Source organism: Variovorax sp. R-27, assembly GCF_049913215.1.
Lineage (GTDB): Bacteria > Pseudomonadota > Gammaproteobacteria > Burkholderiales > Burkholderiaceae_C > Variovorax.
Window position 1 is genome coordinate 2,978,976 of record NZ_CP183984.1, and the last position, 21,083, is coordinate 3,000,058.

At 66.4% G+C, this 21,083-nt stretch carries 21 protein-coding genes; 9 read left to right on the plus strand and 12 right to left on the minus strand.

Annotated elements, in window-relative coordinates:
- Positions 1-5: 5 nt before the first annotated feature.
- From ACN9MV_RS13825 to ACN9MV_RS13835, 3 genes are read right to left on the minus strand one after another with little or no spacing between them, the layout of a single operon-like run.
- Positions 6-1,154 carry an NAD(P)/FAD-dependent oxidoreductase gene (locus ACN9MV_RS13825; RefSeq protein ID WP_426392725.1) on the minus strand — a complete coding sequence of 383 codons (1,149 nt, stop codon included), beginning with the start codon at positions 1,152-1,154 and terminating at the stop codon, positions 6-8.
- Positions 1,151-2,599, minus strand: coding sequence for an FAD-dependent oxidoreductase (locus tag ACN9MV_RS13830; protein ID WP_426392726.1), 1,449 nt, complete (start codon positions 2,597-2,599; stop codon positions 1,151-1,153). Before ACN9MV_RS13830 ends, ACN9MV_RS13825 begins: the two co-directional genes overlap by 4 nt.
- Positions 2,592-2,918: a (2Fe-2S)-binding protein gene (locus ACN9MV_RS13835; RefSeq protein WP_426392728.1), complete on the minus strand. Its 327-nt coding sequence runs from the start codon at positions 2,916-2,918 to the stop codon at positions 2,592-2,594. Before ACN9MV_RS13835 ends, ACN9MV_RS13830 begins: the two co-directional genes overlap by 8 nt.
- Positions 2,919-3,122: 204 nt before the next feature.
- Here ACN9MV_RS13835 and ACN9MV_RS13840 point away from each other — a divergent pair, with 204 nt between their 5' ends.
- Genes ACN9MV_RS13840 through ACN9MV_RS13855 form a run of 4 tightly spaced genes read left to right on the plus strand, consistent with a single transcriptional unit; the run spans position 3,123 to position 6,046 of the window.
- Positions 3,123-3,956 carry a transporter substrate-binding domain-containing protein gene (locus tag ACN9MV_RS13840; protein ID WP_093176751.1) on the plus strand — a complete coding sequence of 278 codons (834 nt, stop codon included), beginning with the start codon at positions 3,123-3,125 and terminating at the stop codon, positions 3,954-3,956.
- A 17-nt stretch (positions 3,957-3,973) separates the two neighbouring features.
- Complete coding sequence (locus ACN9MV_RS13845; RefSeq protein ID WP_093051931.1) at positions 3,974-4,642, plus strand: amino acid ABC transporter permease; 669 nt, start codon at positions 3,974-3,976, stop codon at positions 4,640-4,642.
- Positions 4,642-5,331: an amino acid ABC transporter permease gene (locus ACN9MV_RS13850; protein ID WP_093051929.1), complete on the plus strand. Its 690-nt coding sequence runs from the start codon at positions 4,642-4,644 to the stop codon at positions 5,329-5,331. Before ACN9MV_RS13845 ends, ACN9MV_RS13850 begins: the two co-directional genes overlap by 1 nt.
- The gene (locus ACN9MV_RS13855) at positions 5,309-6,046 is read left to right on the plus strand and encodes an amino acid ABC transporter ATP-binding protein (protein WP_426392730.1); all 738 of its coding nucleotides are present in this window, start codon (positions 5,309-5,311) and stop codon (positions 6,044-6,046) included. Before ACN9MV_RS13850 ends, ACN9MV_RS13855 begins: the two co-directional genes overlap by 23 nt.
- Before the next feature lie 28 nt (positions 6,047-6,074).
- Here ACN9MV_RS13855 and ACN9MV_RS13860 read toward each other — a convergent pair whose 3' ends face one another.
- A complete protein-coding gene (locus ACN9MV_RS13860) occupies positions 6,075-6,863 on the minus strand; it encodes a GntR family transcriptional regulator (protein ID WP_426392731.1) in 789 nt (262 codons plus the stop codon).
- A 245-nt stretch (positions 6,864-7,108) separates the two neighbouring features.
- The gene (locus ACN9MV_RS13865; RefSeq protein WP_093176754.1) at positions 7,109-7,798 is read right to left on the minus strand and encodes a GntR family transcriptional regulator; all 690 of its coding nucleotides are present in this window, start codon (positions 7,796-7,798) and stop codon (positions 7,109-7,111) included.
- A gap of 107 nt (positions 7,799-7,905) precedes the next feature.
- On the opposite strand from ACN9MV_RS13865, the gene araD reads away from it, so the two are divergent.
- From araD to ACN9MV_RS13885, 4 genes are read left to right on the plus strand one after another with little or no spacing between them, the layout of a single operon-like run.
- Complete coding sequence (gene araD, locus ACN9MV_RS13870; protein WP_426392733.1) at positions 7,906-9,633, plus strand: L-arabinonate dehydratase; 1,728 nt, start codon at positions 7,906-7,908, stop codon at positions 9,631-9,633.
- Between the two features lie 55 nt (positions 9,634-9,688).
- A complete protein-coding gene (locus ACN9MV_RS13875; protein ID WP_426392735.1) occupies positions 9,689-10,399 on the plus strand; it encodes a ribonuclease activity regulator RraA in 711 nt (236 codons plus the stop codon).
- Positions 10,400-10,431: 32 nt separating this feature from the next.
- Positions 10,432-11,412 carry a Bug family tripartite tricarboxylate transporter substrate binding protein gene (locus ACN9MV_RS13880; protein ID WP_426392736.1) on the plus strand — a complete coding sequence of 327 codons (981 nt, stop codon included), beginning with the start codon at positions 10,432-10,434 and terminating at the stop codon, positions 11,410-11,412.
- A gap of 29 nt (positions 11,413-11,441) precedes the next feature.
- Positions 11,442-12,551, plus strand: coding sequence for an SMP-30/gluconolactonase/LRE family protein (locus ACN9MV_RS13885; RefSeq protein WP_426392738.1), 1,110 nt, complete (start codon positions 11,442-11,444; stop codon positions 12,549-12,551).
- A 31-nt stretch (positions 12,552-12,582) separates the two neighbouring features.
- Here the strand turns inward: ACN9MV_RS13885 and ACN9MV_RS13890 are convergent, their stop codons facing one another.
- The 6 genes from ACN9MV_RS13890 to ACN9MV_RS13915 form a co-directional block, all read right to left on the minus strand.
- Entirely contained in the window at positions 12,583-12,819 is a 237-nt protein-coding gene (locus ACN9MV_RS13890; protein ID WP_307614591.1) for a hypothetical protein, read from the minus strand.
- Positions 12,820-12,988: 169 nt separating this feature from the next.
- Complete coding sequence (locus tag ACN9MV_RS13895; RefSeq protein WP_426392740.1) at positions 12,989-14,317, minus strand: four-carbon acid sugar kinase family protein; 1,329 nt, start codon at positions 14,315-14,317, stop codon at positions 12,989-12,991.
- Positions 14,314-15,582 (minus strand): ribulose-bisphosphate carboxylase large subunit family protein, encoded by a 1,269-nt coding sequence (locus ACN9MV_RS13900; protein ID WP_426392742.1) that lies wholly within the window; start codon positions 15,580-15,582, stop codon positions 14,314-14,316. Before ACN9MV_RS13900 ends, ACN9MV_RS13895 begins: the two co-directional genes overlap by 4 nt.
- Positions 15,583-15,587: 5 nt before the next feature.
- A complete protein-coding gene (locus tag ACN9MV_RS13905) occupies positions 15,588-16,127 on the minus strand; it encodes a VOC family protein (RefSeq protein WP_426392744.1) in 540 nt (179 codons plus the stop codon).
- 37 nt (positions 16,128-16,164) lie between these two features.
- On the minus strand, positions 16,165-18,060 hold the full coding sequence (locus ACN9MV_RS13910) for a TRAP transporter large permease subunit (RefSeq protein WP_426392746.1): 1,896 nt from the start codon (positions 18,058-18,060) through the stop codon (positions 16,165-16,167).
- Between the two features lie 6 nt (positions 18,061-18,066).
- Positions 18,067-19,086 (minus strand): TRAP transporter substrate-binding protein, encoded by a 1,020-nt coding sequence (locus ACN9MV_RS13915; protein WP_426392748.1) that lies wholly within the window; start codon positions 19,084-19,086, stop codon positions 18,067-18,069.
- Positions 19,087-19,199: 113 nt separating this feature from the next.
- Between ACN9MV_RS13915 and ACN9MV_RS13920 the strand changes: the two genes are divergently transcribed.
- On the plus strand, positions 19,200-20,276 hold the full coding sequence (locus ACN9MV_RS13920; RefSeq protein ID WP_093059018.1) for a LacI family DNA-binding transcriptional regulator: 1,077 nt from the start codon (positions 19,200-19,202) through the stop codon (positions 20,274-20,276).
- Positions 20,277-20,370: 94 nt separating this feature from the next.
- Here ACN9MV_RS13920 and ACN9MV_RS13925 read toward each other — a convergent pair whose 3' ends face one another.
- Positions 20,371-21,024: a hydrolase gene (locus tag ACN9MV_RS13925; RefSeq protein WP_307614597.1), complete on the minus strand. Its 654-nt coding sequence runs from the start codon at positions 21,022-21,024 to the stop codon at positions 20,371-20,373.
- Positions 21,025-21,083 lie beyond the last annotated feature (59 nt).

Consider the following 21,083-nt stretch of genomic DNA (forward strand, 5'->3'; position numbering starts at 1 on the left):
GGTTATCAAGCGCCGGGCATCGGCATGCCCAACAGGCGGGCGGGATCGAAAAGAGGCAGTTCGGGCTGCTGCCCGAGGATGTGCTGGGCCATGATCCGGCCCATGAACGGACCGCTGGTGTAGCCCGAGTGGGCGCTGCCGACCACATAGGCCCGCGGCACGCCGGGCACGTCGCCGATGATCGGCATGGCATCGGCAGTCTCGGCCTCAAGGCCGAGCCAGATGCGCGCGATGCGGGCCTCGGCCAAAGCGGGGAGGGCATAGGCCGCCAGGCGCATGTTGCCCACGAGATTCTGCGGACGGGCCTCGACGCCACCGCGCTCGCGGTCGCCTTCGCCCTGCCAGCCGCCGCCGATCAGCACGGTGCCGTTGGCGAACTGCTTGAGCGACAACAACCCGTTGGCGACGCTGAGCACGGTGCGCATCACCGGTCGCACGCGCTCGGTGATGATGAGCTGGTTGATCAGCACCTTGATCGGGATCTGCACGCCGAGCCAGGCGAGCATGTTCTCGATCCACACCCCGCCTGCGAGGACCACGCGCGTCGCCTGCAAGGGCGGCCGACTTGTCGTGCCGCCAAAGCGGATCACGTGGCCCGCGTCCCCGGAGTCGATGCCCTCGACGGGCGCGTTCTCGTGCACGTCGACGCCGGCTGCCGTGAGCGCATGGCGGAAGGCGCGGCCCGTGAGATAGGCGCTCGCGAAGCCATCGATGTCGCAGTAGCCCGCCTTCAGCAGGCCGGGATGCACGCCGGGCTCGATCTCCCTCGCGCGCGCCGGCGAAATGACTTCGATCGGCGCGCCGTATTCGCGGCGCGCCTTGGCGCGCAGCTCGACCAGCTCGCACTCGGCCTCGGTAAAGGCCAGCGTGAGGCCCGGCACATGGGTTGCGAGCACGCCCATGCCCAGCCATTTCTCGGCGTCCATCCACATTTGCCAGGCGCGCATTGCATAGGGCACCAGCGCGGCGCGTGTCATGTGCAGCGTCAGCGTGCCGGCGTTGACGCCGGATGCCTCGCGGCACAGGGGCCCGCGATCGACCAGTGCGACTCGCATGCCGCCTTGCGCGAGATGCAGCGCAGTCGAGCAGCCCATGACGCCGCCACCGATCACGACCGCGTCGTATGCGGCCGAGGAGCGCACGTTGCCGCTCACAGCGGCGCCGCCTTCGGGATCGGGATGTCGGCATAGGTGTAGTTGCCGGCCACCTCGGCGAGCGAGACCGGACGCAGCGGGGCCCGGCCCGTGAAGCAGCCCACGGCTTCGCGGCTGCCCGCGTGAGCAGCGAGCAGGGCGCCCGCGATGTCCCCGCAGGTGCGGCCCTGGCAGGGGCCCATGCCGCAGCGTGTCCAGGCCTTGAGCTGGTTCATGTCGCGGGCGCCATCGCGCGCGGCGGCATCGATCTCGGCTCGGGTCACGTCTTCGCAGCGGCAAACCACCGTGTCGGGCGCAATGCTCGCGACGGCGCCTTCGCGCAATGCCATCAGACCCGCCATCGCACGCCCGAAGCGGGCGGGCTTTTGCCATTGCGCGAGCAGTCGATCGCGTTCGCGCGAGTGGGCCTCGGCCGTCAATCGGCCCAGATCGTGGGCGCAGGCCACGGCAGCAAGCTCGCCGTGGGCGCCGGCTGCGGCGGCACCTGCAATGCCAGCCCCGTCGCCCGCGACGTACAGACCGGCGACGGAGGTGCGGCCCTGCGCATCGGTCTCGGCAATCCAGCCGCCACGCGCCGCTTCGTAGCGATGGCGCGCGCGCAGCAGCCTGGTGACGTCGGTGCCCGGCACAAGGCCGTGCCCTACCGCAACAGCGTCCGCCTCGAAAGCCACAGGCGTGGCATGCGCAACGGGCGCACCGGTCATGTCGACCTGCCGCGCGTGAACGCGGAATCCGTCGCCGAGCGCTTCGACTGACGCGATGCCGTGGCGATAGAGCAGCGGCACACGCGCCTTGCGCAGGAGCGCCTTCCATTGCACGCCTTGCCACAGCAGATCGGGCCGGCCTGCCAGCGAAGGCAAGGTCTGCAGCCAATCGGCCCGGCTGGCCAGGTCCAGCACGGCAGCGACCTCGCCGCCGGCCTTGAGGATGCCGCTCGCCACAGCCAGCAGCAGGGGGCCGCTGCCTGCCACCACCGTGCGGCGCCCGGGCAGCATGTTCTGCGACTTGAGGAGGATCGTGGCGGCGGCCAGGCCGATGACGCCGGGCAGGGTCCAGCCGGCGAAGGGAATGACCCGCTCGGTTGTGCCCGTTGCCACGAGCAATGCGCGCGGCTGCCAGCTTGTCACGCCCTTGGGGCCGATCAGGTCGGTGCGAAGGCTGCTGCCCACGTTCCACACCTTGTGACCGAACAGGCATCGGATGCCGGAACGACTTAACTCGTCGCGCAGGGCGTCGCCCTGTACGGCTTCGTCCGAGGGCCGAACGTCTGCCGTCCGCGTGAAGCCCGGAGGCAGGGGACGCCACACCTGTCCTCCCGCATCGGAGTTCTCATCGACCAGCAAGACGTCGAGGCCGCAGGCCTGCGCGCGCAGCGCGGCGCGTGCGCCGGCTGGTCCGGCGCCGATCACCAACAGATCGATGGGGGAAGGGGGCGCTTCAGCCAAGACGCTGCTCCCGATAGTCGAGGGACTCGATCTCCAGGCCCGCCGCCGCCGGCACCTGGCAGGCCGGCAGCTTGTGCCCGCCCACCCATACGAGGCATTCCTGGCAGGAGCCCATGAGGCAGAACATTCCGCGCGGTGCGTTGTCGCGCGGACTGCGCCGGAGTTCGCGCTGTCCTGCGGCAAACAGCGCCGCCGCGACGCTCTCGCCCTCGAACGCGTCGACCGTACAGCCGTCGGCCATGAAACGCACCGCAGGTCCGCGCTGCACTGCCTGGTCGGCGCGCAGCGATGGCATCGCAGGAGTTGAGCTTTTCGTCATGAGAGGAAGTGACGGAATGAACGGGTAAACGCGAACTGGAAACCTGGACTGGACCGCTCGAAGTTTATTGTATACATTCAATATATATATCTTATATTTTTTGAAGACAAAATGCGATCTGGCATTCGTCTTGCATCCGTTTTTCCCGACATCCGGGCCGCTTCGGCGACTGGTTCAACCTTCACCCTCTAGGAGTTTTTCTCGATGAAGCAGATAAGGAACACCATCCGCCGCACCCTCCTGGTTGCCGGATCGCTCGCGCTGGGTTCGGCGCTGATGGGCCTGCCGGCCACGGGCTCGGCACGCACGCTCGATGAAATCGTGGCCAGCAAGAAGCTCGTGATCGGCGTCAATCCGACCTTGCCTCCGCTGGGCATCTTCAATGACAAGAATGAAATCGACGGCTTCGATGTGGACATCGCGCGCAAGCTCGGCGAACTGCTGGGCGTCAAGACCGAGATCGTGCAGGTCGGCTCGCCCGACCGCATTCCCTTCGTGAGCAGCGGCAAGATCGATGCGGTGCTCGGCGCAATGACGATCACGGCCGAGCGCCAGAAGGTGATCGACTTCACCGTGCCGCTGCACACCGAGGTGCTGGGCGTGCTGACCACCAAGGCCAAGCCCTACAAGGACTGGATGGAGCTCAACGACCCGGCAGTGAGACTGGTCGAGGTTCGCGGCGCCACGCCCGTGAAGCTGGTGCAGGAAAAACTGCCCAAGGCGCAACTGCTGCTGCTCGACAACTACCCCGATGCGGTGCGCGCCATCGCCCAGGGCCGGGCCGATGCAATGATCGACGTGATGGACTTCATGACGGAGCACACGGCCAAGCACAAGGTCGACTGGCGCATCGTGGACGCACCGATCGAGGTCTACTTCTGCGGCATCGGCGTGCAGAAGGGCAATGACGCCTTGCGCGAGAAACTCAGCGCGGCCGTCAAGGAAATGCACAAGAGCGGCTACGTGGACGAACGCTGGAAGAAGTGGTTCGGCGGCCCGATGCTGCACGATCCGCGCACCGCGCCGACCTATAAATAAGGCCGCGAGGGGAGGGCATGCAATTCGACTACACACCGGTGCTGGAGCGCCTGCCCTATCTGATCGGCGGCGCCTGGCTGAGCCTGCAGATCGCGTTCCTCGCGTTTGCCTTCGGAATGCTGCTCGGCCTTGGCGGTGCCTCGGTGCGCGCCTACGGCCCGCGCTGGGCGCGTCGCATCGTCGGCGCCTACGTGGTGTTCTTCACCAATACGCCGCAGCTGGTTCAGATCTTCTTCATCTTCTTCGCGCTGCCCGATGCCGGCATCCTGCTGTCGCCATACCAGGCCGTGCTGATCGGCATGACGCTCAATGCCGGTGCCTACCTCACAGAGATCCAGCGCGCGGGCTTCGAATCGGTGCGCCTGCCTGAGCTGGAGGCCGCCGAAACGCTGGGCTTCTCGCGCATCCAGACCATCCGCTACGTGATCCTGCCGCACATCGTGCGCGTGCTGTTTCCGCCGCTGTCCAACCAGTACATCCTGATGACCCTCGGCACGTCGATGGCGGCCGTATTCGGTGTCGAGGAACTCACCGGAAGGGCCTACAACATCAACTCCGAGACCTTCCGTTCGATCGAGGTGTTCTCGGTTGCCGCGGTGCTCTACATCGTGATCACGCTGATCGCCACGCTGTCGCTGGCCTTCGTCGGAAAGCGATTCTTCCGCGCCAAGATGAGGTGGTTCTGATGCTCGACCAGATCCTCCAGGAGCTGCCTCGTTTCTTCAGCTACTACAACCTGCTCTTCTTCGCGAAGGCGCTGGGCGTGACCTTTGCCTTGTCGGCCATCGGCTGCGTCGTCGGGTTCTCGCTGGGCTTTCTGCTCGCGGCCGTGAGGCTGGACACCCGGCCGGCAGGCCGGCCCCTGCGCGTTGCTTCGACGGTCTTCATAGAGCTGTTCAGGCGCATCCCCTTCCTCGTCACCCTGATGCTGGTGTTCTTCATCTTCCAGGGGCTCAACGCCGACCTCGCCATGTTCACCGTGGCGCTGATCAGCGTCTGCCTGATCGCCACCGCATTCATCGCCGAAATCGTGCGAAGCGGGCTCGAATCGGTGCACCGCAACCAGTGGGACGCTGCGGCGGCGATGAACTTCAGCTACCTGCAGACGCTGCGCCTCGTGATCGTCCCGCAGGCCTGGAAGATCATTCTTCCGCCGGTCTTCGGCTTCTTCGTCCTGTTCATCAAGGACACCGCGCTGGCCTCGCAGATCGGCGTCGTCGAACTGGCCTTTGCCGGCAAGACGATGAACAACAAGGGCTTCTCGGCCACGCTTGTCTACGGCACCGTGCTGGCCCTTTATTTCATGCTGTCCTATCCGCTGGCCCGGTTCGGAAAACACCTGGAGAAAAAGCTTGCCCCAACTCGAAATCGTTGACCTGAAGGCCAACTACGGCTCACACACCGTACTCGAGCGTATCAACCTGTCGGTCGACAAGGGCGAGATCGTCAGTCTCATCGGCCCGTCGGGCTCGGGCAAGAGCACCTTGCTGCGCGTGCTGATGGGCCTGCTGCCGCCGATCGAGGGCCAGGTGCGCATCGACGGCCAGGCGCTCGACTACAACGACCGCGAACAGCTGCGCCGCCTGCGTTCGCAGATGGCCATCGTGTTCCAGCAGTACAACCTGTTCCAGAACATGACGGTGCTCGACAACGTGACCGTCGCACCCATCAAGGTCAAGGGACGGCCGCGCAAGCAGGTCGAGGACTATGCGATCCAGCTGCTCGAGAAGGTGGGCATGGGCGCCAAGCTGAAGGCGTACCCCGACCAGCTGTCGGGCGGCCAGCAGCAGCGCGTTGCAATCGCGCGGGCACTGGCGCTGCAGCCGGGCATCATGCTGCTCGACGAAGTCACGGCCGCCCTCGACCCCGAACTCGTCAACGAAGTGCTGGACACGGTGCGTCTCCTGGCGGCCGAGGGCATGACGATGTTCATCGTCTCGCACGAGATGGGCTTCGTGCGCGAGGTATCGAGCAAGGTCGTTTTCATGGCCGACGGGCACGTGGTCGAGATCGGCGCGCCGCGGCAGATCTTCGACGAACCCCGCGAGGCACGCACCCGCGAGTTCGTCGGCAAGATACTGCGGCACTGATCGGCTCGTGCGCCGCTGCCGGCCCGGCCTACTGCGGGAGTTCGGTCACCAGCCCGTTGCTGAGCCTTGAGAGCGTATAGCGCGCAAGGTTGCGCAGGTGGGCGACGACCGCTTGCTCGGCTGCCTTCTCGTTGCCTGCGATGTAGGCGTCCAGGATCGCCAGGTGCTCGGCCCTGTCGTCCTCGATGCGATTGAAAGGGTCGACCACCTCGAAGAGGCGGCACAGCACGCGCAGATGAGCGATGGTCTCGGCCAGCATCGCGTTGCCGGATGCACGCGCGAACATGCCGTGGATCTCGTCATCGGCGTGCCAGTGGCTCGAGCCCTGCTGGCTCGAATCCAGGGACAGGATGTCGTTGCGCAGGCGCTGCACCAAGTCTGCGGGCACATGCCCTATGGAGAGCGACACGGCCTGCGACTCGAGCCGTTCGCGCACCTGCAGGCACTGGAAGTAGTGCGACGCCGTGATGCGTCGCACCGCATAGGAGCGCGCGTTGGCCCGCACAAGCAAGCCTTCGCCCTCGAGTCGAAGCAAGGCTTCGCGCAGAGGCGTGCGCGACATCTGGAGCCGTTCGGCCAGGCGCCCCTCCACCAGCACCTCGCCGCCGGTCAGCTCGCGCTGCAGAATGAGCCGCCGCACGACGGCGTAGGCCCGGTCGGTCAGGTTCGTCGAGGCTTCGCCGGAAGCGTCCGGCGCGGTCTTCACGCGCTTCACGGGCACCTGCGCGGGCTTGCGAGCGCGCGAGACCTTGCCGGGCGAAGCCGTCTTTCCGGGCTTCGCATGCGGCGTTGGCTTGATCGCGGCTTTGGGTTTCATATGATTTGTCTACAAACTGTGTGCAATCGAAGAATGCCACAGCATACGATGTCCTATCGGCTGGTCCGGCAATGTCGCATGGTGATGACCAGATCGCGGCGGTCCTGAACATTGGGCAGGTGTTGGCGACGAACTACCTTGGTGAGTACTGGTGGAGACGGGGGCGGCGCAGTTGTCGCAGCCAGCGCGTTGCGGTTCGATTTCTGAACGGGGGAGGGGCTCGCTGAAGTCGAGCATCCAAAGGTTCAGGCGAGCACGTAGTCGGGGTACTGCCGGCAGATCTCGTTCACCGCACTGAGCGTGCCTGACAGATGCTTGCGAAGCGCGGCCTGGGCGGCGGCCGGGTCCTGTGCCTCGATGGCGCGTACGATGGCGCGGTGGTCGCGCAGGATCGCCTCGGTCTTGCCGGCGGTAGGCAGGTGCAGGCGACGCAGCCGGTCGACGTGCCCGGATACGCGGCCCACAAGATCCCACAGGCCGAGGACGTTGCCGGCCTCGTACATCAGGCGATGGAACGCGCGATCGGCATCGACGAAGTCGCCGTAGCGCTGCCCCGCCGACAGCGCCGCCTGCTGGGCGATGATGGCTTTCAGCTGCGCGACCAGCCCGGCTGACTCCTGCTGTGCCAGCTGGTGCACCAGTTCCAGCTCGATGGAGCGGCGCAGGAAATGTGCTTCGCGCGCCGCTGCGATGTCGATGCGGCTGACCAGCGTCGCATGCTGCGGAAACACGTCCACCAGTGCTTCTTCGCTCAGGCGCAGCAGCGCTTCGCGCACCGGCGTCTGGCTCACGCCAAAACGGTCGGCCAGCTCCTGCCGCACCAGCACGGTACCGGGCGCCAGTTCCAGCGAGAGGATGGCCTCGCGCAGTTTTTCCAGCACCTGGGGCGCGGCCAGGCGGGTACGGTCAAGTCGGATCTTGGGAGGGGCGCTCATCGCTGCCGATTGTGTCATTGACCCGACTGATATATTAGTGTTTTAATTTCCGGATTGCGATCGGCGAGGCGGCACCCATGGTGCAGCGAGCCCTGGAGACAACCCTGATGAAACGCCCCTACGAATCCCTTCGCAGCGCCCGCTGGTTCGCGCCCGACGACTTCCGCTCCTTCGGCCATCGCTCGCGCGTGCTGCAGATGGGCTACAGCTACGCCGACTGGATGGGCAAGCCGGTAATCGCCATCGTCAACACCTGGAGCGACGCCAACCAGTGCCACGCGCACTTCAAGCAACGCGTGGAAGACGTCAAGCGGGGCGTGCTGCAGGCGGGTGGATTCCCGCTCGAGCTTCCGGCCATTTCGCTTTCGGAAAGCATGGTCAAGCCCACCACCATGCTCTACCGCAACTTCCTCGCGATGGAAACGGAAGAGCTGCTGCGCAGCCACCCGATAGACGGGGCGGTGCTGATGGGAGGCTGCGACAAGACCACGCCCGGCCTCGTGATGGGCGCGCTGAGCATGGACATTCCCTTCATCTACCTGCCGGCCGGCCCCATGCTGCGCGGCAACTGGAAGGGCAAGGTGCTGGGCTCCGGTTCCGATGCCTTCAAGTACTGGGACGAGCGCCGCGCCGGCCGGCTGGGCGAGCAGGCCTGGTCCGAGATGGAGGCCGGCATCGCCCGCAGCCACGGCACCTGCATGACCATGGGAACGGCCGCCACCATGATGGGCATTGCCGAGGCGGTGGGCCTGAGCTTGCCGGGTGCCTCCAGCATTCCCGCAGCGGACGCCAACCACATCCGCATGAGCGCCGACTGCGGCCGCCGCATCGTCGAGATGGTGTGGGAAGACCTCACGCCCGCGAAGATGCTCACGCGCGCCAACTTCGAGAACGGCATCGCCTGCGCGATGGCCATGGGCTGCAGCACCAATGCCGTCGTGCACCTGATCGCGATGTCACGCCGCGCCGGCCATGCAGTGAGCCTCGACGACTTCGATGCCTTCAGCCGCCGCGTGCCCGTCATCGCCAACATCCGGCCCAGCGGCGACACCTACCTGATGGAAGACTTCTTCTATGCCGGCGGCCTGCCGGCGATGCTGGAGCGCATCCGCGGCCACCTGCGGACCGACGCGCGCACCGTCAATGGCCGCACGCTCGGCGAGAACATCGAAGGCGCCGAGGTCTACGACGATGACGTCATCCGGCCGCTCGCCAACCCAATCTACGCCGAAGGCGCGCTGGCCGTCTTGCGCGGCAACCTGGCCCCCGACGGCGTGGTGATCAAGCCCAGCGCCTGCGCGCCGCACCTGCTGCAGCACAGCGGCCGTGCGCTGGTGTTCGACGACTACCCCGCGCTCAAGAAGGCGGTGGAAGACCCCGAGCTGGACGTGACGGGCGACGATATCCTCGTGCTGCGCAACGCCGGCCCGCGCGGTGCCGGCATGCCGGAGTGGGGCATGCTGCCGATTCCGACCAAGCTCCTGAAGCAGGGCGTGAAGGACATGCTGCGCCTGTCCGACGCGCGCATGAGCGGCACCAGCTACGGCGGCTGCCTGCTGCACTGTTCGCCCGAGGCGGCCATCGGCGGGCCGCTCGCATTGGTGCAGACCGGTGACCGCATCACCGTGGACGTGCCCGCACGGCGCATCCACCTCGACATCAGTGACGAGGAACTCACCCTCCGCAAGGCCCGGTGGACGCCGCCGCCGCCGCGCTACGAGCGCGGCTACGGATGGATGTTCGGCCGCCACATCAAGCAGGCCAACGAAGGCTGCGACTTCGACTTCCTGGAGACCAGCTTCGGCAAGCCTGTGCCAGAGCCCGACATCTTCTGATTCGCCTTTCAACCCCAATTCATTTCTCATTTCATTTCAGGAACGGAGACGACACGTGAATCCAGCCACCCGCGAGCTGCTCATGAAGGTGAGCACCGCCACCCTGTGCACGGCCTTGTTCAAGCGTGGCCTGCGCAGCCAGTTCATCCAGGACGTGCGGCCGCTCAACGCGGGCCTGCCCAACATGGTGGGCGAGGCCTTCACGCTGCGCTACATGCCGGCGCGCGAAGACCTGAACCCGATCAGCGTCTTCCTCGACCGTGACCATCCGCAGCGCAAGGCGGTGGAGCAGTGCCCCGAAGGCGCCGTGCTGGTCATCGACAGCCGCAAGGACGCGCGCGCCGCCTCGGCTGGCGGCATCCTGGTCACGCGGCTGATGAAACGCGGCGTGGCCGGCGTGGTGACCGACGGCGGCTTTCGCGACAGTCCCGACATCGCGAAGCTCGGCTTTGCGGCCTACCACCATCGCCCCAGCGCGCCGACCAACCTCACGCTGCACCAAGCCATCGACATCAACGTGCCCATCGGCTGCGGCGATGCGCCGGTGTTTCCGGGCGACGTGATCGTGGGCGATGCCGAAGGCGTGATCGTCATTCCGGCCCACATGGCCGACGAGGTCGCGGCCGAAGCAACCGAGATGACCGTCTTCGAAGACTTCGTACAGGAAAAGGTGCTCGAAGGTCGTTCCATCCTCGGCCTCTATCCGCCCACTGACGAGCAAAGCCGCATTGACTTCGCAACCTGGCGCCAGGCCAAGGGCCGCTGAGCCCATCGACAAGAAAACAAAGGAGACAAGACATGCGTTTCATCCGCCTCGCTGCGGCGCTGCTTTCGGCCGCGCTCGCCCCCGTTGTCGCATTGGCCCAGACCCCCGAATGGCCGGCTGCCAAGCCCATCGTCTACGTTGTGCCGTTCACCCCCGGTGGCTCCACCGACATCGTGGGCCGCACGCTGGCCCAGAAGCTGGGCGAGAGCCTCAAGCAATCGGTGGTGGTCGACAACAAGCCCGGCCAGGCCGGCGGCATCGGCGCCGCCTACGTAGCCAGGGCCGCACCCGACGGCTACACGCTCTTCGGCGGGACCATCAGCACGCACGCAATCAACGCCAGCCTCTACAAGAAGCTGACCTACGACCCGATGAAGGACTTCGAGCCGGTCTCGCTGGTCGCGCGCCTGCCCAACGTGCTGATCGTCAACAGCCAACTAGGCGTGAACTCGGTGGCCGAACTGGTGGCCCTGCTGAAGAAGGACGAAAGCAAGCGCACCTTTGCCTCTTCCGGTGCCGGCACCTCCACCCACCTGGCCGGCGAGATGTTCGCCGACCTCATCGGCGTGAAGCTCACCCACGTGCCGTACAAGGGCACGCCGCCGGCCCTGACCGACGTGGCCGCAGGGCAGGTGCCCTTCATGTTCGACCAGGTGACGGCCGCGCTGCCACTGGTCAAGAGCGGCAAGCTCAAGCTGCTGGCCGTGACCACCGGCAAGCGCATCGCGCTGGTGCCCGAGCTGCCGACCATGATCGAGTCGGGCATTCCCGGCTTCGAGATGTCGTCGTGGCAGGCGGTGTACGCGCCCAAGGGCACGCCCAGGCCGATCGTGCAGCGCCTCAATGCAGAGATCGTGAGGGCGCTCAGGCAGCCCGACGTGCAGGCCAAGCTATCGGACCAGCTGGCGATGGAGATCGTGGGCAGCACGCCGGAAGAACTGCGTGATTTCATGGCCAAGGAAATTCCGCGCTGGGCCGAACTGGTGAAGAAGTCGGGCGCGGTGGCCGATTGAGTTTTCGCAACCACATGAGGAGACCTCCGATGCAGAGCGATATCAACCATCGACGACGCCAGTTGCTCAGGACGGCTGCGGCGGGCGCAGGGGCCGCGGCGCTCAGCGGCCTGGCCGGCGCGCAAGCCTTCGATTTCAAACCCAACCAGCGCTACCCCGATCCGTCCGTGATGATCCTCGACCCGAGCTTCGCCAAGTACCGGATCTACAGCAGCACGGTGGAACAACTCGGCACGGGCATGCGTTGGGCCGAGGGCCCGGTCTACTTTCCCGAGCATGGCTACCTGCTCCTGAGCGACATTCCGAACAACCGGCTGATGAAGTACGACGAGAAGACCGGCAAGTTCTCCGTGCACAAGACCAACGTGAACTATGCCAATGGCAACACCCGTGACCGGCAGGGGCGGCTGATCACCTGCGAGCACTCGGTGACGCGGCGCGTGGTCCGCACCGAGAAGGACGGGCGCATGACGGTGCTGGCCGACAACTACGAAGGCAGACGCCTCAACGCGCCGAATGACGTCGTCGTCAAGTCGGACGACACCGTCTGGTTCACCGATCCCACCTTCGGCATCAACGGCGAGTGGGAAGGTTTCAAGGCGGTGCCGGAGCAGGCGACGACCAACGTGTACCGCATCGCGAAGGACGGCAAGCTCACCGCGGTGATCACCGATCTCGTCAATCCGAACGGCCTGGCGTTCTCGCCCGACGAGAAGAAGCTCTATGTCGTCGAGTGGAAGGGAACGCCAAACCGCAGCATCTGGAGCTACGACGTATCACCGGATGGCACAGGCGTTTCGAACAAGACCAAGCTGATCGACGCCGACGGGCCGGGTGCTTTTGACGGCTTTCGCGTCGACCGCGACGGCAATCTCTGGTGCGGGTGGGGCTACACGGGCGCGGTTGCGGCCGAACCTACGGACATCGGTGGTGGCATGAAGGCTTACCTGCCGACAGGCAAGTCGGAAGAGATGGACGGCGTGAAGATCTTCAATTCGCAGGGCAAGCCCATCGGCTTCATCCGCCTGCCCGAGCGCTGCCCGAATCTCGAATTCGGAGGCCCGAAGCGCAATCGCCTCTACATGGCGAGCAGCCATTCGCTCTATGCGCTCTACGTCGAGGCCCACGGCGCCGTCTGAGGCGCGCCCGCGGCAATCGGCGGGTGGGCGTCTAGCGATGATTGGGCATGCAGCTTGAGAATGCCGCTCTGCGCCGCCGGGGACCCGGCTTGATGCCGCTGTTGCGAGGGTCTTGTCCGATGTCTCCGGCGAACCATCGGAAGATGTTGGCGTGGTTTCTCCATCCGTCGCTGAAGCGCACGAAAAGAAAGCCCCGCTCCGCGTTGCCGAGCGCGTCGACCGGTATGCCGGCAGCGCGCAAGGCCTTGATCTCGGCGTTGGTCTCCATGTCGGATGGCAGCTTCAAGGTGATCGTTGCGTTGTGAATGGGGGGTCTAGGCATTGCTTCGCTTCCGTCAAACTTCCCGAAGGCGCAGTTGACCTGAAGAGAGCTTCTTCGGGATCCCGCATTTATAGGATGCGCAAAGCGACAGCCCATTGGACGCCGGGAGCCAGGTCTAGGCTGAGCCGCGCACCAGACGCTCGAACACGTCGTCCGAGCCCATCTGGCCACCCTTGAGCATGATTTCCAACCCGTCGAGCGCGTCGTCGTCGCTGTGCACGCGACACAACGAGGTGCCGGCGCCCATGTCCGCCACGTAGGAAAGCCCCCAGGCATTGAGCGCCTGCACTGCATGACTCGAGGTGTCGCCTCCGGCAATGCCCACGCGTTGCAATGGCACCATTGCCAGCACTCTGGCGAGCAGATCGCCGCCAGCGCGCGCCAAGGCTTGGGGATCGATGCCTCTTTCGAGCGGCAGCGGCTTGGGGGGGCGGGTGCAGGCCAGCACGTTGCGGCCGCTGACGAGCCCGTTCGCGATGTCTCGAGCATGACGTTCCAGCGTGGCTGCGTCCCGCTGCGCGATTCCTGACGCATCGAGCCACACGGTATCGAACGATTTCGCCGCCGCCACCTGCCGCGCCGTGACAGGCGACAGGCTTCCCGCAAGCACCAGCACCGGCCCCTTCGCCGGAGGCACGCCGGTCCGCGCCGTCGGGGCACTGCCGCCTTCCTTGTGCGACGAGGGCAGCGCCATTGCCAGCGCATCCACCACGCTGCTTGGCCCCGCAGCCAGCAGCGTGGCGCTTTGCGCCCTGGCCCACAGCACTTCGCCGATGGCCCGCAGCTGCGTCGTATCGGCCACGTCGAACAGCACTGCATCCGCCGGCGGCGAGTGCAGTGCCTGCCGCAGCGCGGTGTCGAGCGAATCGCTGCCGCGCGATGCGGCGGTGAACGGCATGGAGCGCACATCTGCCAGCCCCTGCTTTGCCAAGTGCAGCCGCAGATCCGCCTCGTCCATCGGCGTTACGGGATGCCGGCTCATCGTTGGATGCCGGTCGATGCGAAAGACCTCGCCGCCGCTCCCCGCCGCAGCGAACAGGTTGCCGAAGAGGCAGTAGCGGCCCAGGTTGGGCTGCCCGCCGACGATGGCGGTCCATGGCTGCTGCACCGCCGCGCGCAGCACGCGCACTGCCGCACCGATCGAACCGATGTGCGGCGCGCTGTCGAAGGTCGAACAGGTCTTGTAGTGCAGCACGCGCGCGCCGAGCGAGCGGAACAGCGTGGCCACGGGGCGGAGTTCGGCCTGCATTTCCTCGGGCGTCATGGCGCGCGCCGCGCCCGCGATGCCCAGCACGTCGAGCGGCCCCGTGCGCTCCAGCCGCGCGGCATCGGGCGTCTTCAGGAACAGCAGCGCACGCAGTCCCGCGCGCGCCGCGGTGCCGAGGGTGTCGGTCGCGCCGGTGAAATCGTCGCCGTAGTAGACGATCGGCGGGCAGGGCCTCATGGCTTGCCGAAGAAGGCGAGGGCGTGGGCCAGCTCGGGCTGATCCTTGGCGGCATCCGCCAGCGACACGCCCGCCCGCGCGGCCGACCATGCTTGCCGGATGCTCGTCACGCCTGCCGCCGCGCCGCCGGGGTGCGCGAGGATGCCGCCGCCGGCCATGAAGAGCAGGTCGTCGCTCCCGATGGCCTTCCACGTCGCAGGCACGGTGCCGGCCCATTGGCCCGAAGAAAACGCCGGCATCACGCGATCGTCCGCCGCATCGGTCAGCGGCGTGAAGCAGTCCTGCGCCGACTCGATCACTTCGCTGTCGGGCTGCGAGAACTTGCCCTGCAGCCCGTGAACGTGCATGTGGTCCACACCCGCCAGGCGCCACAGCGTCTGGTACGCCTGGAACGAAATGCCCAGCAGCGGATGCCGCGACAGCGCGCCGTAGCCGTTGCGGTGGCCGTGCAGCGCAAGGCCGGTGTGCCGACGCAGCGTCTGAATGCCCGAGTGCCCGCACCAGTTGAGACTGGCCATGACGCACGAGCCGCCTTCGCGTTCGACGAGATCGGCATGCCGCTTCATCGCGTCGGTCTCGTCGGTGATGTTGAAGGCCACCATCACGTGCTTGCCGGTGCGCTGCTGGTGCGCGCGCACGACAGCCATCACGGCGGGCACGCGCTCGGCCAGCGGGGCGTGTGCGGGGTCGGCGCACACCTCGTCGTCCTTGATGAAGTCGACGCCTGCCGCACAGAGCCGGCCGACGAGGTCGGCGGTCTGCGCGGCGGAAAGGCCGACGTTCGGCTTGATGATGGTGCCGACCAGCGCGCCGCTCGCCACACCGGTCGCGCGCCGTGTGCCGGCGATGCCGGCGCGCGGCATCTCGAACTGAGCGCGATAGCTCGCGGGCACCTGCAGCGATTCCAGCCGCAGCCCCGTCACTTCGCCCAGGTCATACAGGTTGCCCGACACCGTTGCGGCCAGGGTCGGCAGGTTGGCGCCGATGTTCGCCACTGGAAACGCGATGTCGACATGCGCACGCCGCCACGGACCGCGCGTGCCTTTGCGTTCGAGCAGGGCGTTCGGCAGACTCGGCGTCTCGGTTGGCGCCAGCTCGGTGATCGCTTCGACCGTGGCGCGTGCGCGTTCGCGCAGCGCATCGGTCTCGCCTTCGACCCGTGTGAAGGTGCCACACGATTGCTCGCCGGCCATCACCTCGGCCACGGCGGCCGGGTCCAGCGGCGTCTCGATGAGATAGCGAGCGCGGATGCGTTCAGGCGCCATCACGCTCACAGCTTGCTCAGGTCGGGAAAGGGCCGCACCGGCTCGCTGCCGTCCCAGCCTTCCGACGCGCTGCGGATCAGGTCGAACATCCTGCCCTTCGGGCCCGCGACTTCCGACAGCTCGATGACGGTGCCCGGGTGGTACTCGGTGTCGAAGTAGATGAAGCGCCCGCGCTCGCCCACTTCGCCACTCATCACCGGCTTGAAGCCCTGCTTGGTGAGGCGCGCGAGGTCGGCGTCGTAGTCGGCCGTCCAGTAGGCGACGTGCTGCAGCCCTGTGCGGCCAGCCTGCAGGAAGTCTCGGTACATCGAAGGCACGTCGTTGCGCGTCTGGATGAGTTCGACCTGCACATAGCCCGAGTTGGCGAGTGCCACCGAATTGTGCGGCTCGTGCGCTTCGCCGTTGTAGCGGTAGTTCTTGATGGGCACGCGCGGGTTGTAGAACCAGGGGCCCACGCCCAGCTTGGTGCTCCAGTAGTCCATGGCGGCTTCGATGTCGTGCACGACATAGCCCAGCTGGCGGATCTCGCCGAGGAATCGACTCATTGCGGTTGGCTCCGGTGATGTGAGTGTGTTGTTGTGATCAGAATTTGAGGAAGCCGGTCGAGAACCACGGGAACGCGGCCACGATCACCAGGCCGACCAGCATCGCGCCGATGTAGCCCCAGATGTGCCTGATGCCTTCGTCGGGATTGACCTTGCTCACGGCGCAGGCGCCGTAGTAGCCGACGCCGAAGGGCGGCGCGAACAGGCCGATGCCCATGGAGAAGATCACGACCATCGCGTAGTGCACCTCGTGCACCCCCGCGGCCTTGGCGATGGGGAACAGCAGTGGCCCGAACAGCACGATGGCCGGAATACCCTCGAGCACGCTGCCCAGCACGATGAAGGCGACGATCGACACGGCCAGGAAACCGTAGGCTCCGCCGGGCAGCGTGCCCATGAGTCGCGCCAGGTCCTGCGAGAAGCCCGACTGCGTGAGGCCCCAGGCCATGGCCGTGGCGCAGCCGACGATGAAGATGATGGCGCCCGACAGCGAGGCGGTGTCGATCAGCATCGGCTTGAGCCGCTTCCAGTCGAACTGGCGGTACACAACCAGGCCGACGATGGCCGAGTAGACGATGCCGATGGTCGACACTTCGGTGGCCGTGGCCACACCCTCGACCACGGCGGCGCGGATCACGAAGGGCAACAGCACGGCGGGCAGCGCAACCAGCAGCAGCTTGCCGATTTCTCGTTTGCTGTAGCGCTGCACGGCGCTCAGGTCTTCGCGGCGATAACGCCACCAGACCACCACGCACAGCGCGGCGCCCAGCACCACGGCCGGCAGCAGGCCGCCCGTGAACAGCGCCGCAATCGAGATGCCGGTGACCGAGCCGATGGTGATCAGCACGATCGACGGCGGAATGGTCTCGGTCTGCGCGCCGGTGGCCGCCAGCAGCGCCACCAGGTCGCCGGGCTTGGCGCCACGCTTGGTCATCTCGGGGAAGAGAACGGGCGCGATGGCCGCCATGTCGGCAATCTTCGAACCCGAAATGCCCGACACCAGGTACATGGCGCCGATCAGTACGTAGGAGAGGCCGCCACGCACGTGGCCCAGCAGGCTGGCCAGGAACTGGATCATGGCGCGCGCCATGCCGGTCATCTCGATGAGCGCGCCCAGGAAGATGAACAGCGGCACTGCCAGCAGGATGAGGTGCGACATGCCTTCGTCGAGCCGCCCGACCATCACCAGCAGCGGCGTGCGCGTGGTGAGCGCCAGGTAGCCGAAGGTGGCCAGCGCGAACGAGAAGGCAATGGGCACGCCCGAGAGCACCGTGGCCGCCACGATGACCACGAAGAAGATCACCAGGTTGAATTTGCCGAGCGTCGCGAACACCGGTGCGGCAAGCCAGAAGGCGCCCACCAGCGCGGCCATGCCGACGAGTGCGACCGCAATCTGCCGGCCGGTGCACACGCGCAACAGGCGCAGCAGCGCCATCACCAGCATGATGCCGATGCCCGCCGGAATGGCCGCAGCGCGCCATGCGTTGCTGATCTCGAGTGCGGGCGTGACGATGAATGACTCTTCGTGCGCGTAGTCGATCGAGGGCCAGATGATCAGCACCAGGAACGTGACCGACGCGGCGATGGCGAAGGCATCGAGCATGGCGCGCGTCTGCGGCTGCACCTTCTGCACCAGCGCAGTCATGCGCATGTGCTCGCCGCGCCGCAGCGCTACGACGGCGCCGAGCATCGACAGCCACAGGAAGAGGATGGATGCGAGCTCGTCCGACCACACCAGTGGCGCATGGAACACGTAGCGCGACACCACGCCAGCGAACAGCACGCAGATCTCGGCCAGCACCAGCAGCGCGGCCACGGCCTCGACCGCTGCGCCGAGCACGCGGTCGCAGCGCGACGCCATGCCGCTCAGCGGGTTGGCCGAAGCGCCGGCGCCAGCAAAGGCGGCCGCCTCGAAAGTCGATTCATGCGCCATGGATCGTCAGGCCAGCTTGCCGACCGCGCCTTCGAGCAGCGCCCAGGCCTCCGGGCCGAAGCGGCCCTTCCATTCGCTGTAGAAACCCGACTCTCGCAGCTTGGCGCGGAAGCTGTCGGCAGCCGGCCGGTTGATGGTGAGGCCCTTGGCCTGCAGGTCACCGACCACCGACTCGTTGAGCTTCCTGATGTCGTCGCGCTGCTGCATGCCGGCGTCGTTGATCGCGCGCGCCACGATGGTCTTCAGGTCGTCGGGCAGGGCGTCCCAGGCGCGGCCGTTGGCAATGAACCAGTAGCCGTCCCAGATGTGGTTGGTGAGCGAGCAGAACTTCTGCACCTCGAACAGCTTGGCCACCTGGATGATGGGCAACGGGTTTTCCTGCGCGTCGACGATCTTCGTCTGCAGCGCCGAATACACCTCGCTGAACTGCAGGCTTGCCGGTGCGGCGCCCAGGCCCTTGAACATCGAGATCGACAGGGGGCTCACGGGCACGCGGATCTTCAGGCCGTCCATGTCCTTGGCGTTTGCCACCGCGGCCTTGCTGCTGGTGGTCTGGCGAAAGCCGTTGTCCCACATCTTCTCGAAGGCATAGAGGCGTGACTTGGCAATGGCGCCGCGCACGTGCGCGCCGAGCTTGCCGTCCATGGCGGCCCACACCTGGCTGTAGTCGCTGAACGCGAAGCCCACTGCATTGATGGCAGCCACCGGCACCAGCGTGGCGATGACGAGTGCCGAGGGCGTGAAGAACTCGATGCCGCCCGAGCGCACCTGCGCAAGCATGTCGGTGTCGCCGCCGAGCTGGTTGTTCGGGAAGATCTTGATCTCGACACGGCCCTTGGTTTCCTTGGCGATGCGGTCGGCCGCCTCCTGTGCGCGGATGTTCAGCGGATGCGTCAGCGGCAGGTTGTTGCCGTACTTGTACGAGAACTCGGCGGCGCGTGCGATGCGCGGCAGGGCCGCGACGATGCCGGCAGCGGGGAGGGCGGAAAGGGTGCGCAGGGCACTCCTGCGGGTCAGCGAGGTCATGTCTGTCTCCGTTATGCGATTGATGCAATCTGATGCACCATGGGCTTCAAGGCCCAGTGAAGATAGAAGGATGCATGATTCGGGTCAAACTTCTGTCTGATGGTTTTTGATGTATGCGGGAAAACCCTTCACTCATTTCCGAGTCCACGGATTCGCCACGCGACGTGCGGCGTGCCCGCGTGGTCGACATCGCCCGCGCGGCGCAGGTCTCGACCGCCACGGTCGACCGTGTGCTCAACCGCCGCCCCGGCGTGCGCGACGCCACGGTGCAGCGCGTGCTCAAGGCCGCGGGCGAGCTCGACTACCTGCCCGGCCCCGAGCTGTATGCAGCGCTCACGCCGCCGCCGCTGCGGCTGGTGTTCCTGCTGCCGGCCGGCACCAACCGCTTCATTCGCATGCTGGGCGATATGGTGGGCTACTCGCAAGAGCACTGGGCGCCGTTCAACGTGCAGTGCCGTACGGTGTTCATCGAGAGCTTCAATCCGCACGAGCTGGCCGACGCGTTGCGCCGGCACGGCCAGCGCTGCGACGGCATTGCGATGATGGCGCTGGAGCATCCGGCGGTGCGCGAGGCCGTGGCCGCGCTCGCTGCACGCGGGCTGCCGGTGGTGACGCTGATCTCGGACCTGTCGAACTCCGAGCGCGCCGCGTTCGTGGGGCTCGACAACCGGGCCGCGGGCCGCACGGCGGGCTATCTCATCGGCCGATTCATCGGCGCACGCGCCGCCAAGGTCGCGCTCATCGCGGGCAGCCTGAGCTACAAGGCGCACGAAGAGCGCGAGGCCGGCTTCCTGCACGTCATCGACGAGATGTTCCCGCGGCTCGAAGTGGTGGGGCTGCGCGAAGGGCAGGACGACGCGGGCAAGAACTACCGGCAGACGCGCGCGCTGCTGGAGCAGTACCCGGACATGGGCGGCATCTACAACATCGGTGGCGCATCGGACGGCGTGGCGCGCGCGCTGAAGGAGGCAGGGCGCGAGCAGAAGGTGGTCTTCATCGGCCATGGGCTCACGCCCGATACGCGCTCACTGCTGATCGACGGCAGCATGGACGCGGTGATCACGCAAAGTCCGCACACCACGCTGATGAGCTGCGTGCGCATCTTCACCAACCTGCGCGACAAGCGCGAGGCGCTGAGCGGCGTGGAGACCACGCGCAGCCAGGTGATCTTTCGGGAGAATCTTCCGTAGATGCCGCGCATGGAAAGAGGGATGACGAGGCTGCGAAAAGCAATCCGCCTTCTCGCGACGCGTCGCTCAGGAGTCCTCTTCATCCCCGCCCAGATCAGCCCGCGGTGCTCGGCACCGGCGTGTTGAGCAGCTGCTGCTCCCACAGATAGGCTATGCCGCTGCCGCCGGCGTGCTGCTTGAGAACTTCCGTCAGCTCTGCGGCGTGCTCGGTGCGCGCCCAGTCACGTTGCCACTCCGAGGCCACCGCCAACCAGGTCATCATGTTCGCGCCCGCGCGGATCATGCGCTGGATCGCGACCTCATGGGCCTCAACCGAAGTGCCGCCCGACGCATCCGTGACCACCGTCACATCCCAGCCCTCGCCCAGCGCCTGGATTGTCGGCATGGCGACGCAGATCTCCGTCCACAGGCCGGCGATGATCAGTTGCTTGCGGCCCGTCGCCTTGACCGCATCGACGACCTTCCGATCCTCCCAGGTGTTGATGAAGGTCCGGTCGATCACCTCCTGGCCGGGGAACACGTCAGTGATGTGCGGGAAGAGCAGACCGCCTCGCGCCGCGATCACGCTGGTCAGGATGGTGGGGACGCCGAAGGCCTTGGCGGACTTCGCCAGGGCGGTCGTGTTGTTCACCACGGCCTGCGGGTCGTGGCTGTTCAGATTGGCGAGCTGGTAGGGCTGGTGGTCGATAAGAACGAGTACCGAGTCTTCGGGACGAAGAAGCGAAGCCAGGCCGTTGCGAAAAGTCATTGATGGATCCTTTGTTGCCGTTGTGAGCGGGATTGGTTTTCGGGAAACATTCGCCGGCG